The sequence below is a fragment of the Armatimonadota bacterium genome, assembly GCA_039679645.1.
Taxonomy (GTDB): domain Bacteria; phylum Armatimonadota; class UBA5829; order UBA5829; family UBA5829; genus UBA5829.
In genome coordinates this window covers 61,465-75,276 of record JBDKUO010000062.1, presented here as the reverse complement: position 1 = coordinate 75,276, position 13,812 = coordinate 61,465, and the positions used below count along the sequence as shown (strand labels likewise).

9 protein-coding genes are annotated in these 13,812 nt (G+C 52.0%); 2 read left to right on the top strand and 7 right to left on the bottom strand.

Going from position 1 to position 13,812, the window contains the following annotated elements:
- Window positions 1–695: 695 nt before the first annotated feature.
- Together greA and lysS are read left to right on the top strand one after the other, a co-directional pair.
- Entirely contained in the window at window positions 696–1,178 is a 483-nt protein-coding gene (gene greA / locus ABFD83_13090) for a transcription elongation factor GreA (protein MEN6358006.1), read from the top strand.
- A gap of 196 nt (window positions 1,179–1,374) precedes the next feature.
- Window positions 1,375–2,937: a lysine--tRNA ligase gene (gene lysS, locus ABFD83_13085; protein ID MEN6358005.1), complete on the top strand. Its 1,563-nt coding sequence runs from the start codon at window positions 1,375–1,377 to the stop codon at window positions 2,935–2,937.
- 94 nt (window positions 2,938–3,031) lie between these two features.
- Here lysS and ABFD83_13080 read toward each other — a convergent pair whose 3' ends face one another.
- From ABFD83_13080 to ABFD83_13050, 7 genes are all read right to left on the bottom strand, one after another.
- Window positions 3,032–3,748, bottom strand: a complete 717-nt coding sequence (locus ABFD83_13080) for an ABC transporter ATP-binding protein (protein MEN6358004.1) — start codon at window positions 3,746–3,748, stop codon at window positions 3,032–3,034.
- Between the two features lie 55 nt (window positions 3,749–3,803).
- Window positions 3,804–5,108, bottom strand: a complete 1,305-nt coding sequence (locus ABFD83_13075; protein MEN6358003.1) for an ABC transporter permease — start codon at window positions 5,106–5,108, stop codon at window positions 3,804–3,806.
- Window position 5,109: 1 nt separating this feature from the next.
- Window positions 5,110–6,519, bottom strand: a complete 1,410-nt coding sequence (locus ABFD83_13070) for an efflux RND transporter periplasmic adaptor subunit (GenBank protein MEN6358002.1) — start codon at window positions 6,517–6,519, stop codon at window positions 5,110–5,112.
- A complete protein-coding gene (locus ABFD83_13065; protein MEN6358001.1) occupies window positions 6,516–7,931 on the bottom strand; it encodes a TolC family protein in 1,416 nt (471 codons plus the stop codon). Before ABFD83_13065 ends, ABFD83_13070 begins: the two co-directional genes overlap by 4 nt.
- Window positions 7,932–8,077: 146 nt before the next feature.
- Window positions 8,078–9,460: an MATE family efflux transporter gene (locus ABFD83_13060; protein ID MEN6358000.1), complete on the bottom strand. Its 1,383-nt coding sequence runs from the start codon at window positions 9,458–9,460 to the stop codon at window positions 8,078–8,080.
- On the bottom strand, window positions 9,460–10,629 hold the full coding sequence (locus ABFD83_13055; protein MEN6357999.1) for an MFS transporter: 1,170 nt from the start codon (window positions 10,627–10,629) through the stop codon (window positions 9,460–9,462). Before ABFD83_13055 ends, ABFD83_13060 begins: the two co-directional genes overlap by 1 nt.
- 50 nt (window positions 10,630–10,679) lie before the next feature.
- The gene (locus ABFD83_13050) at window positions 10,680–13,808 is read right to left on the bottom strand and encodes a hypothetical protein (GenBank protein MEN6357998.1); all 3,129 of its coding nucleotides are present in this window, start codon (window positions 13,806–13,808) and stop codon (window positions 10,680–10,682) included.
- Between the last annotated feature and the right edge of the window lie 4 nt (window positions 13,809–13,812).

Sequence of the window (13,812 nt, the reverse complement as noted above, 5' to 3'; positions counted from 1 at the left end):
AGGCTGAAATACTGCCGGATGTGCCAGTTTGTTGCTCGCTTTTGAACTCTGAGACATTCAAGGCTACTTATGAAATCAGCTGTCGGCATAAAATGCGCTCAAAATAACGTCTATCGCAATTGCCTCTCTAAAAATCTATTTGACACAGCGGAAAGTCAGAGGTATACTGACTTTAGACTAAGAAGGAGGTGGTGGCTTTATGGATTATAGTCAACGAGGTGACTGTGCAGGCTAGTGTTTTAGCCTGTGGTCGTTTCGACCACCTTGGTCATGAATGTTGGCCCTCGCGCGGAAGCCTCAACTATCCGTGTGGGTAGGAAATCAAATTGCCGCCGCTTATCGTAAGCGGCGGCAATTTATGTATTTGTCCCAAGTTTCCCCGAAATAAAATCCTCTGATATGGGTAAAAAAACTCTCCATTTATACCGACAACATATGGCATAACAGTTCCAAATAATACGCGTATGCATGAAATACGCGCACTGGTCATTTTGAGGGAACTTTGTGAACCAATCGCACGTCTCATGTACGAATGCGATGAGGCGTGTGGGTTCGGCGCAAAATGTGACTAAGTAGTTTGATAGTGGCCATCAATGTTGGTATAATTACCAAGAATTGGTAGGTCTGTTATGTCAAGCACTGACGTCGCATTAGCGCGGTCGGTGCTTGATTGCTTTGTCAAGGAGTGATGTCCGATGCAAGCCGAAAGAGAAATCGTGTTGACCGCAGGCGGTCTGAAAAAGATAGAAGACGAACTCGATCAACTTCGAACGGTTGGTCGTAAGCGTGTTGCCGAGCGAATTCGTGAATCCATGCAGTTGGCAGGCGAACTCAATGACAATTCTGAGTTTGATGACGCAAAGAACGAGCAGGCCTTCATTGAAGGGCGGATTGACGAGCTCAAGGAAATACTCGCGACAGCGCGGGTGATCGAAGATATGGAGGTGCTCACAGACGCTGTGAGCATAGGCTCGATAGTCAGGGTCAGGGATCTGGAGAACAAGGACGATTGGGAATGGACCATAGTTGGTACGGTTGAAGCTAACCCGGCAGAGGACCGTATTTCCAACGAGTCGCCGGTCGGAGAAGCTCTTATGGGCAAAAAAGTCGGGGAGATCGCAGTTGTAGAGATCCCGGCAGGACTTGCAAAGTATGAGATACTGAGCATTCGCAAGTAAGAGGAATTTTTATCAGAACAAGCGAACAATAACCTGCGGGCTCGCTCCCCGCAGGTTTTTTTGTACTTGGTTTATCCCCCTCCAGGTAAGATACCTGAAGGGATAAAACTATGGTAACAGGCAGTTAACTGAACGGTGATTGGTCCGGGCTTTTTGCTCTCCACTCCCCGCTCTGAGCTTATTGAGGAGACTGACATTGGAAGAACATTTGATTCCTGAAGATGAACTTATCAAGGCAAGGGTCGAAAAGCTGGAGAAGATGAAATCTCTGGGCAAAGACCCGTTCGCCCTGGAAAAATATAAGCGCAGTGCGGCGGTCAAATCCAACGACGGAAATGAAAAATGCGTCGAGCCTTACAGCGCAGACGTGATAGCCGCCTACGAAGAGAACGAGCCAAAAGAGGGCGAAGAGGCCAAGGCAAAAGTTGAAGTGAGCCTTGCCGGAAGAGTTGTCTCACTTCGACTGATGGGCAAAGCTGCGTTCGTGCATATTCAGGATCGCAAGGGCAGGGTGCAGGTCTATTTCAAGCGGGATGATCTCGGCGATGATTATGAGCTGGTTAAGCTGCTCGACCTCGGCGACTTCATAGGCGTGACGGGTTATATGTTCCGCACGCGCACCGGCGAGGTCTCGGTCCATGCCGGCTCGATAACCGTGCTCACAAAATCGATCAGGCCAATACCGTTCGGCAAGGAAAAGGGCGATCAGCATTGGTACGGCCTGCAGGATGTGGAGCAGCGCTACCGGCAGAGACACATCGACCTTATTACCAATGCCGAAAGCCGCGACACATTTATCAAGCGGACCATGATCTTGCGGGCAATTCGCGATTTCTATGACAGCCGCGGATATCTTGAAGTCGAGACACCTGTGCTTCAGGCGGTGGCGGGCGGCGCGGCAGCCAGGCCTTTTCTGACTTATCACAACGCGCTTGAGCACGAGTTTCACTTGAGAATATCTCTCGAACTATACCTCAAGCGCCTGATTATAGGTGGGCTGGAAAAGGTATATGAGATCGGGCGCGTGTTCAGAAATGAAGGCCTTTCGACCCGCCATAACCCGGAGTTCACTCTCCTCGAAAGCTATGAGGCATACGCGAACCTGGAAGATATGATGAGTCTTTTCGAAGAGCTGTTCAACTATATCAGCAAGACCCTCTACGGTGGGCCCAAGATCCCGTACCAGGGGCAGACAATCGACTTTACCGCCCCCTGGACCAGGATGCCGATTCTTGAAGGTATAGAGAAATATTCCGGCATAAAGCCGGATGCATTTGACAGCCTCGCTAGCGCGCTTGCAGCCATGGAAAAACTCGGACTGCCCACTGAAGGCGAGCATGTGGTCGGCGGCATTATAGAGAAGATATACGAGAGGTTCGTGGAGCCTCACCTGATCCAGCCGACATTTGTCACCGACTTCCCTCTGGAGACTTCTCCACTGGCCAAGAAGGTGCCCGGCAACGATAAGTTTGTGCGCAGGTTTGACCTCTATATCGGCGGCAAGGAGATTGCTCAAGCCAACTCAGAGCTTAATGATCCTATAGATCAGAAGGAACGCTTTGTGGCTCAGGCTGCAATGCGCGCAGAGGGCGACGAAGACACGCAGCCTACTGACGACGACTTTGTTAGAGCGATGGAATACGGCATGCCGCCCAACGGCGGGCTGGGCTTCGGCATCGACCGGTTGGTAATGCTCTTTACCGATCAGGACGCAATTCGAGATGTCATTCTATTCCCGCAGATGAAGCCGGAAAAATAGGTGTTAGGTGTTAGGTAACAGGCACTAGTAATAGTTGTTGGTCGGGGGTATTCTTACCCCCGACCAGTCTTCAAGGGCATTCCTGCCCTGAATACTACTGCCTGCTCACTTCTCTTGTCTTTGCAATAAGCTGGTTTTCCACAATCTCGTCAGATTCCAGCAGCCCATCTCGAAAACGCAGTATTCTCTTGCAGTGCCGGGCTATGTCAGGCTCGTGGGTAACAATCACAACTGTCTTTCCGGCATTGTTGAGGCTCTGGAAGATGGCCATGATCTCCTCACCTGTGGCGGTATCGAGGTTGCCGGTAGGCTCATCTCCGAACATTACCGGCGGGTCGTTTACCAGCGCCCGAGCAATCGCGACACGCTGCTGCTCACCGCCGGAAAGCTGCATTGGCGTGTGGTGGATGCGCCCGGCCAATCCGACAGAGTCTAGAGCCATTCTGGCGTATTTCCTGTCTCTGGGCTCGGACGAATACATCATCGGCAGCATGGTGTTCTTGAGCGCGGACATCTTCGGCAGCAGATTAAAGCTCTGGAAGACAAAACCAATCTTACGGTTTCTGACATGGGCGCGCTGGGCGTCACTGAGCTTGCTTGCATCAGTATCGTCGAGCATATATGTGCCTGAAGTCGGCCTGTCCAGGCAGCCGATTATGTTCATCAGAGTGGATTTGCCGGAGCCTGATGGTCCCATGATTGCCACGAACTCGCCCGGCTCTACGCTGAACGACACGCCCCGAAGCGCAGGGACTTCCACGCTGCCTATCTTATATGTTTTTTTCAGGTCTATAACTTCAATAAGCGGCATTTACTTGCGCCCTCACCCAAATAATCAATATCAAATATAAAATAATAAATCTCACTTAGCCGTATCTCAGGGCTTCTATCGGGTCTACCATGGCTGCTCTGACAGCCGGGTACAGTCCGAAGACGACTCCCACAAAGACCGATACGCCGAATGAAAGCGCTATCGCCTGTGTCGATACGACCGTGCGCCAGTCTGCATAGATAGAGATGGCGCGCGCCCCGCCAATACCCAGCGCGACACCTATAAGACCGCCCAGACAGGTAATAACCAGTGCCTCCAGCATAAACTGTCGCACAATGTCCCATCTGGTTGCCCCGATGCAGCGCCGCACTCCTATCTCACGAGTGCGCTGGCTCACTGTGGCGAGCATGATGTTCATAATGCCGATGCCGCCCACAAGCAGCGATATACTTGCAATCGCCGCCATTACAATGTTGAATATGCGCTGTGTCTGCTGGCTCTGATGGAGCAGTTCGGCGGGAATGATGATCTCATAATCGCGAATCCCGCGGTGCTGCCTGTTCATTACCGATCTGATCACCGATGCAGTCTGCACGGCGGCATCTTCTCCGCTAAGCTGTACTATGATTTCGGAAATGGTGCTGTCGGAGAGACTGTGTCGGCTGTTCATTTTGCCTATCATGGACCTGAGCGTGGATATGTTGGCAGGCATCGCCTGCTGAGAAAACATCTGGTAGTCGCTGAAAGATATCGTTATAGGGATATAGATGTCCGAGTTGAGGTCGCGAAGGGCGGAAAATGCCTTGGCCGAGCCTATTTCTTTCGCCTCCATAAGACCCACTACCCTAAAGACACGGCTTTGTATTTTGACCGTCTTACCGATAGGATCATCAAAGCCGAAAAGCTCGCGCTTGGCAGCCGCGCCCAGCACACAGACCGGCGAGTTCTCCTTAATGTCCTGATCCATCAGAAATCGTCCGCGAAGCAGCTTTGAGCGTGACGCTTCATCATAACCGGCGGTAGTTCCTACTACCTTGACTGGAACAGGCTCCTCCCCGACCCTCACGTCGGCAAAGACTTCGCGAAGAGGGACCACGCGCCGAGCATATTCACATACTTGTCTTATGCTGCCTACATCAGAATATTTGAGTCCGAAAGGGGACCGCTCCTCAGCCTTTTGCAGAAGCTCCCCCGCAATTGTGGCGCGCTTCACATGCACTACATCGATCCCCATAAGCCTGATCTGGTCCAGTGCTTCCTGTTTCGCGCCCTCACCTATCGAGACCATCGCGATTACTGCCGCCACGCCGAAGATTACCCCGAGCATAGTCAGCATGGAGCGCAGCTTGTGCGATAGAAGCTCAGTGAGACCGGTGTGTATGGCGTCGAAAATACCCATGTCAGTCCTTGGATGCCCCCGGTAGCGGAGCGGGCTTCTTTTTTTCTTTTTGTTTGTCTTTCTTTGCGTCGGGGTTTTTCGCGCCTGACTCCTGCTGATCGAGTGGTTTAGTCGGGTCGCGCAGAGCAATAATCTGACCGGCTTTCACACCTTTAGTCAGGCAGATGAAGTTGTCATTGTGCTTGCCGGTTTTAACTTTGGTCTGCACAAACCGCTTGCCGTCTTTTACAAAGACATATGTCTTGCCGCTGCGTTCAACTACGGATTCTATGGGCACAAAGATCGCCTTCTTTTGAGAGTCGCAAATAAACTCGGCATCAGCGCTCATTCCGGGCTTGATGGTCTTGGGATTGCTTTCCTTGACGGCAATGACGACCTCAAAATTCTTACGCCCCGGTGTGTCACCCTCCCAAGGATTAGATTCCACCGCCAGGCTGGAAATATCTTTCACTGTTCCATGGAAAATCTTATCGGGTATAGCCTCGAGCCTTACTAAAACAGGCATTCCGAGCTTAAGCTTTGGCGCGTCCGATTCGCCGACCTGGAGCCTTACCTGCATGCTGGTGAGGTCCGGCAACTGGCAGACAATCTGTTGGGGGCGAAGAGTATCACCCTCTTTTAGCTTCCGTCGGCCGTCGGCAGTCCAGTCTTTTGAAATCACTACCATCCCTGCCGCAGGAGCCGTTATGACGGCTTTTTTAATCCGGCTCTGCACCTCTTCCAGGCTCGACTTGGCCATGCTTGCGGAGAACTCTCTGTTGCGCACTTCCGATTCTTTTTGCGTCTGTTTGTTTGCAACTTCCTTTTTCTTTAGTTCAAGGGTCATCTCACCTTTTTTGACCGTCAAATTCTTGGAGCGCAGATCTATCTCCGCCTGATCCGCCTGATCGCGTGGTATCAGCTTCTCTTCAGCGAGATGCCGTTTTTTCGTAAGTTGTTCTGCAGCGCGCTCACTCTCGCTTTTATTAAAATCCAGATCAGCCTGCTGCTGCGCAACTTCCGTTTCGTTGGACTTGGCAAGTATCTCCATTTCGGATTTTACTCTCTTGACGTCAGCCAGAGCGTTTTGATAGTTCAATTCCTGTGTTTTGGCATCACGCTCTATATCCGACGTGTCCAACTGAACAATTTTTTCTCCGGGTGAGACTACTTTGCCTTCGGGGGCAAGAAAAATGATCTTTCCATTTATTTCGCTGATGATCGGCACTGAATTCTCAGCCTCCAGAGTTCCGATCTCATGGAAACTGATCGTGAAATTGCCGCTTTTGACTTTGGCGGTAGGAACAAATGCCTCAGTCTTCTTCGGGACCATATATTGCTTATAGAGCGGCACGCCCCAATACTGTGCGGCAAAGACCACAGCCACCAGCATAAATGTTCTGCCAGACCAAAGTTTTATCTGTCGCTTCATTTAACCCCCATTATTGTCAGGTCTTCGCCCATGGCGCATTTCAAGTTCACTGCCGCCAGATAGAGTGAGACTTTTGCTGATATGAGTGAGTTTTGAACCTGTGTGAGCGCTTCCTGTGCATTCAGGACTTCCTGGTTATCCGTCAGACCCTCGTCGACTCGTATCTGAGCCATTCGCAAGTTGTCTTCAGCTACCGCGAGGTTTTGTCCGTATATATCTACGGTTGTATTTGCCCGCTGCAGATCGCGATATGCTTCTCTTACCTGCTGGGCAATTTGCTCCATTTCATACACTCTCATTCTACGCTTGGTCTGCAGATTCGTCTCGGCGATACTGTGCCTCTCCACGAGTGATCGCTTGTCCAGGGGCACTGAATACTCCAAACCCGCCGTCAGATTGCCTGCATCCCAAATGGAGTGTGAGAGCAGCCCTGTATCGTCAGACGATGAGTAGAAACTTGCAACAAGGTCCAGTCCAGGCTTAAGATTATCTTGTGCGATAGCCAGAGTGCGGGATAACTCTGAAAGCTCGGTGTCATACACATCAAGCTCTGCGCGATTTTTCAACGCTTCTTCCATGGCAGCAGCCAGGTCCGGCAGATTACCTATTGAACTTGGTTCGGGTATCGGTTCAATAAGCTCCGGCTTTTTTCCAATACCGGAGCCGAGTGCGATCATCAGTGAGTCGAGAGCGGCTTCAGCCGCCTGCTTTTGCACATTTAGCTCATTCTCGGTTTGGGCGACTCTTATCTCAGCCCGCGATGCCTCGATCTCAGCGACGAGTCCCTCGGCTGCGCGCTTTTTTGCTCCATCCGCTACTGCCTTGGCGATTGTCACCGCCTGCTCCTGCACTTTGACCTGCTCGCGTGCAAGCACTGCGCCGTAATATTTCTGGACAACCGATTGCACAGTCGATTGAGTGGTGAGGTATAACTGCTTTTCCTCTATAGACGCGCTGTTACGTGCTCCAATAACTTCAATGGCCTTCGAAGAGAGTAATCCTCTGCCCTTTCCCAATGGGTGCTTAAGCGAAAGCGACACAGTGTTATCATCATCACCTGATGCCATTGGAGTCAAGTTCAGAGATGCCTGGGTGCCGGCTAAGTTCTCATATCTAGCATTTCCAAAAAGCTGGCTTGAACTGCTCTTGTCATATGAATTTTGCTCGAAATATGATGTGGTACCTAGATTGATGCTCGTCTTGATGTTGGCAATTCTGAGGCTTGACAGTGAGTTTAAGCGTGAGTCTCTGGCGCTCTGCAAACTCGCATTGCTTTGAAGAGCCATGGCGACTGCATCCGTCAGCGAGAGCTTATCCGGCATTTCATCGCTAAAAACAGTTCCGCTTACAAAAGTGACAATAAGGGAGAGTGCTGCAATAGTAAAGCGAGTATACAAGGAAAATCGGGTCATTTCACTTCCTTTGTAGATATAAAACTACTGGTTGGTAAAATTAAGCACTGCGATACTTCCATAATATATGATGCTCGGCAGCCGTATATTGTTCAACGTCTACGCTGAATTTCTTTGTAATATTTTTGTGAAATTGTTATTCCGAATCAGATCTGTATCTGACGCCAGTCGCCCCACTTAAACCATGACGCAACCCATATGCCCGATATTACCGTTGATGTTGCCATTCCTATCCAGGCTCCCGTGCTTCCCATGCCCAGCGGTACGGCCAAAGCCCATGCCAGCGGCAGCCGGATCACATAACTTGTGAAGAAAGTAATCCATGCGGGGATGCGGGTTTCGCCAGCTCCCTGCAGCGCTCCCCGCAGCACCATGTTGACCGCCAGAAAAGGTTCCGAAACCGCGTTTATCCTAAGGTAGGCTACAATTATCGGGATCAGTGACGCCTCCTGGGTGAACATCCGGGCAAGATAACCCGGCGCTGCAATAAAGACCGCCGCCACAGCCGACATAATCGCCACAGCCTGCCATGTTGCAATCCATGCGCTGTGTTCGGCTCGATCCAGCCTGCCTGCCCCAAGGTTTTGACCGACCAGTGGAGTAGCGGCCATGCCGAAAGCTGCCCCGGGCATAAATGCAAGAGACTCAATAGTTATGGCGACTGTATAGCCCGCCTGCGCAAGCGTGCCCTGATAGCCGGGCAGCATCGCCAGGATTTTAATAAACACTACCGCGGCGGAGGTCCAGAGCACATTCTGGATCATGGCAGGCCATCCTATTCTCATAATCCGGGCAAACCACCCCATATGTGGCTTGAAGTGGCTCATAGATTCTCTGAGCACAGAGCGGCGCAGGAACCAGAACATAATGACCATACCGAAGATGCGGGATATACCGGTCGAAATCGCCGCACCCTTAACACCCAGCATAGGGAATGGACCTATTCCGAAGATTAACAGCCAGTCGAAGAGCACATTAATAGCAATCACTGCTGCGCCGGCATAGAGAGGGCTCCTGACATCACCCGCGCTGCGCAGCACAGACGTTATAGTCATGTAGAGGAACATCGGGATGGATGAATACGCAACGATAGCGCTATAGCTCCCCGACAGGCCGATAACGCCGTCTTTAGCGCCTATCAGGCTGACCAGATAATGCGGCCAAAGCATCAACGGGATCGCCGTCACAACCCCGCCTACTACTGAGAGTATGAGCGATTGCCTTGTAGTCTCATCGGCATCTGAATACTGCTGCGCACCCAGGAACCTTGCAACCAAGGCGGATGCGCCGACAGATAGACCAATGGTGAACGCGAACTGGACCATCAAGGCCGCTCCGCCGATCCCGACTGCCGCAAGCGCATCAGTGGCATCAGGGAGCCTGCCTACAAACATGCGGTTGATTATGTTATATGCGGTCTGGATAATGGTATTGACGGCTGTCGGCCAGGCCAGATACCACACTGCGCTCCAGACTCGCCCGGATATAATTATCTCGCTGGCGGCGTTGGGTCTGCGCGCGTTGTTCATCAGCCCAGGCGCTTTCTGAGCCGCGCAAAAAGAAAAGCATTAATCAGCAGTGCCGCAAGACACATGCACAGCGCGCATCGCATGCTGGATGAGTCTGCGACACGACCGACAAGCGGGCCAACTATAGCGCTGCCCAGTGAGCCAGCAGCCGCAAGTATTCCAATTACCCCGCCCGATTGCGACGGATAAGCGCCGCCTGCACAGCTCATAATTGTAGGCCATACCGGCCCCATACACAATCCGAACAGGAAGATCATGGTCATAGACACAGCGACAGTATGTGTGCTCAACAAAATCGCCTCGCATATAGAGGCAAGAATCAGGCTGGCTCCGATCAGCTTTACATCTGAAATACGCTTCGATACTTTTGCTGCAGATACTCTTCCTGCTCCTGTGCCTAACCAGAATACGGCTACTGAGGCCGCCGCCACCGGAGCTGCCGCTTTTATATCTGAGGTAAGAAAAGTAGCCAGCCAGTTTGCAGTCCCTGACTCGGCGCTTACATAGAGCATAATACCTAGGCCGAGCCAGATCACAAGCGGGTCTTTGATAAGCGTGCGCCAGTCGCCGCCTTCATTGTCGCCGTTGATCGGCTTTTCTTTATAAAAGGCTAATGTTGCAATTGCTGCCAAGCCTGCCAGAATGCATATCCCGGCAGAGTCCTGAAAAGCTGCTCGCCAACCGATACCGGCTCTCAGCATACGCGCTGTTGCGGCAGGACCAATGACCGCACCGGCTGCAAATGCCACCTGGCCGAAATTGGTCATAGCCCTGCGCTTCGCGCCCATATATAAATCGGCGACGAGTGCAGTCCCCAAACCCTCTGTAAGACCCGCGCCGATACCGGCGATAGTAATCGCCACTAGTGCCATATTGAAACTATCCGCACGAGCAAAGATAATCATCCCGACAGCCATGCACACGTTTCCGAAAGCAATGGGAGGCATTTTGCCGATGCGATCTCCATAATGGCCGCCGACTATAACCGCAGCCAGAAACGCAAACATAAACAGCCGGAATATCCATCCGAGTTGGGTTACCGAGACGCCATAGGTGCGCTTTATCTCCATAATGGCTGCCGGGACAATGGTCGCTATAATTGCACATGCAAACATGCTCGCAAACGCAGCTATGGTTGCAAGTCGTTTATATCCAGTGTACTCTTTCAATTAAAACTCCGATATTGCAATGGAAAGTTGGACTTTGCCCCCAATTCCCATTAAAAGCTGACTATCTCAATTCCACCAAGCAGACCATATGGGAATACGTTTATCTGCTCTCGCAGAATATTATCATCTTCAAAGGCCTCCGGGCTGCACCAACTATTATCATCTCCAATTTGCTCATGCAGCGGTCCCCATGCATTTTGCAGGCTCGAGACCACCTCTATTTCCAGAAGGTTTTTACCGGATCGGACAAAGCCGGTCAGATCGATCTCATATGGCCGCCAGAGGATTTCGCCCGCCTCCTTGCCGTTCACACGGACCTTATAGAGACTACCCGACGGCCTGACCAGCCGCACGAACACATTGGCGTTTTTTTCTGCAAAGAACTCGGTCTTGTAGATCATTCGACCCGTGTAGAATGGGTAGCCCTGATCGGTCCATGTCCCGGCCTTGAGCTTGGACGGCTCAGCGACAATCTTTCCGCGGAGAGCATCGACCAGCTCTACGCCGAAGTCACCGACGATATATGCCGGCTCGACCTCGGTCAAAAAATTATAATCGAGTGCAAAGTCCATCACGTTATCGCCCTGCTTCACAAGCTGGGTGATCTCGACTTTGCCGAAGGCTCTATCCCAGTGCCAGCTCTTGTCGGCAAGATCGACTGCAGTGCCGTTTACCGTAAGGCTTCCCTTCTCGATATCCTCGATTACTGCAAAGGACTTGGGCTTATTGAGATCACTGGTGAACTTGTATCGCAGGACGATTTTACCGCCCTTGTCATCAAATAAGTGCTTGCGGATAGCAACCCAAGGCTGCCACTCCAGAGCAGGGGTGGTGCCGAAGTGGTCTGCAATACTCTTGCGGACGCGATACTCCAGATCCTCAGGCTCAAACGACTTGCCGCCGTCATAGGAGACACTTATACGGTCGAGCACCAGCACGTTGTCTTCACAGCGCTGGAAGTCGAACTCGCCATCGAGGACAGTCATGCTGACCGACTCGTCGTGCTCATGCCCCTCATATTCCTCGTCCGATATCTCGCATGGCTCTATTTGCCCTCCAAGAGTGAGCAGCAGAGAGCCGCACGGCGGCAGTGATATCTCCGCACGCAGGTCATTCCCCAATTCGAGAGGCTCGGCAGTCTCGCATTCGCCCGTTAAGGCATCCCACTCGGCAAGCTGTTTGCCTGCAGCATTCTTAAAGGTGAGAATATAGCTTCTGGCGTCATCACGGCTGGAGTTTACAATGAATACTATCTCCTGGTCCGAGTCACTCCGCCTATGCACGTATGTATCCGGCACGAACCTGCCGTCCATATCCGTAATGGTGCATGAGCTTGGAGCGATCTCGGCTATTGCTTCCTGAATCTCGCGTGTCGAGCAGGGCAGCGCCCAAACATTGGGTCTTCCGGCAAGCTCTTCCCACTGATCACCGGCATCTTCACAGTCGAGTTCAGTCGGCAGTTGGCCTAGGATAACTATCTTGCCGCCGTTGGCGTTATACTTTTTAAGAAGCTCGAATGTCTTTGGCCGCCATGTAGTCGACGGCGGGACAACCACCAGCTTATAGCTCATCTCGCCGATTGCAAAACTGTCGCCCGATACGCGCCCCATGTCCTCGATATAGCCCTCGTCTCCCAGGTCGCAGTCATGGCCGGTCGCAAGAATTGCATCCAGCGACTTGCGCAAATAGCCGTCCAATTCTTCAGCGACATGCAGGTCTTCTGTCGGCAGATCAAGAGGCACTCTCTGGGTATTGCCCGCCGCGCATGCACGCGCTTCCACTCCTATCCGTCGGGCAGCGGTGGCGCTGTCGACCGGGTGGAGCATCACTATATCGACTGCGGCCTCGCCCCGTGTGAGGGCATACGCGACACGCGAGAAGTAATCGTTGAGAGGATTAAGCTCATGCCAATAGGTCTGCTGATAGTTCCACACAGGCGGGTAGTCACGCTTGCGGCGTCCCTTAGCCGAATACCAAGTGAGGTGGGGCACAAAGAAATTTGCGCCGAGAGCCAGATCGAAATCACCGAGCCACTTGAAGTCTTCAAATGTGTTTGTGTGGCGGCTTACGCCGAAGATTTCGTCCAGCACCCTCTTTCGACCGAGCTGGCGAGCCGCTGATGAGACCTGCTTGACCGTGAGGAGCATCCCCTCGCCATATTTGAAGCCTTTGACCTGCCTGCAGAGGTGGTCGATGCCCGGCGCGTGCTGGTAGCGATAGTGGCCCATGATCGAGCCCGCGTTATATTTTATCTGATCCTGAATAGAATCTTCAGGCACGTAATGGCCGGTGTGCTCGATACCATGCTCATCGCACCAGTCAAAGAGCTGCTTGGAATATGCCTCCAGAAACTGCCTGTTGATTGCTCTATTCACAAGCAGTCTGATCTTTCTGGACTGGGCTCCATCAAAGAACAGAAACGGCAGGTCAGACTCGAAATCTCGGCCCATCCATTTGCCGTATAACTCAGGAATGCCGTCATACCAAGGCAGGCTGGTGGGCGAATATGCAAGCTGGGGTTCGTCCGTGAAAATTCCGGGGATCGTCTTGCCAAAGTCTTCACCCAACTCCTTGGCATACACTTCATGTGTGAGATTTATAAACTCACGCATTGCCTCGGGGTTGAGCAGGTTTGAATATGACTCTCCGCTCCACCAACCCGTCTTGGGCGCATATGAGCGGATCATGAACAGCCGCTCATACTCTCTGCACCCATCTATCTTATCGAGCGGGACGGACTCGAAGTCATTTAGATTGAGTCTTTTGCGGCACTTGATTGCATAGCAGTATTTTATGATCTGATCATCATTAAGCTCAGGCGCATCCTCACCCGCCGCAACAAGGCATGCCAGAAGATGAGTCGCTCGATACTCGTCCTTTTTGCCCGCTACCTGGCCGCCCGCGTTGCCGCTGGGCCAGAGGTCTTCATCGTAGAGCCAGAGATATCCGCCGTTGTCTTTGGCTGCTTTCAGTGCTGCGCGCATGGCCTCGAACCATTCATCGCTCATATAATCGGTCAGGAGCCCGTGGCGCGAGTGAAAAAAACCGCCGGAAAGCCCGACGCTGATCATATCCGTGATCTGCCTTGCGGCCTCTTCAGGTGAGATAGCGCTGTTTATTGCCCAAAACGGCGCGGGTCTGAGTATGTTATCCGGGTTTACAAAGCCCTTTTTATCCAAGTTG

Excerpts from the sequence above, each read along its gene's own strand:
- greA (MEN6358006.1), top strand. The coding sequence starts at position 696 with ATGCAAGCCGAAAGAGAAATCGTGTTGACCGCAGGCGGTCTGAAAAAG.
- ABFD83_13080 (MEN6358004.1), bottom strand. The coding sequence starts at position 3,748 with ATGCCGCTTATTGAAGTTATAGACCTGAAAAAAACATATAAGATAGGC.
- ABFD83_13075 (MEN6358003.1), bottom strand. The coding sequence starts at position 5,108 with ATGGGTATTTTCGACGCCATACACACCGGTCTCACTGAGCTTCTATCG.
- ABFD83_13070 (MEN6358002.1), bottom strand. The coding sequence starts at position 6,519 with ATGAAGCGACAGATAAAACTTTGGTCTGGCAGAACATTTATGCTGGTG.
- ABFD83_13065 (MEN6358001.1), bottom strand. The coding sequence starts at position 7,931 with ATGACCCGATTTTCCTTGTATACTCGCTTTACTATTGCAGCACTCTCC.
- ABFD83_13060 (MEN6358000.1), bottom strand. The coding sequence starts at position 9,460 with ATGAACAACGCGCGCAGACCCAACGCCGCCAGCGAGATAATTATATCC.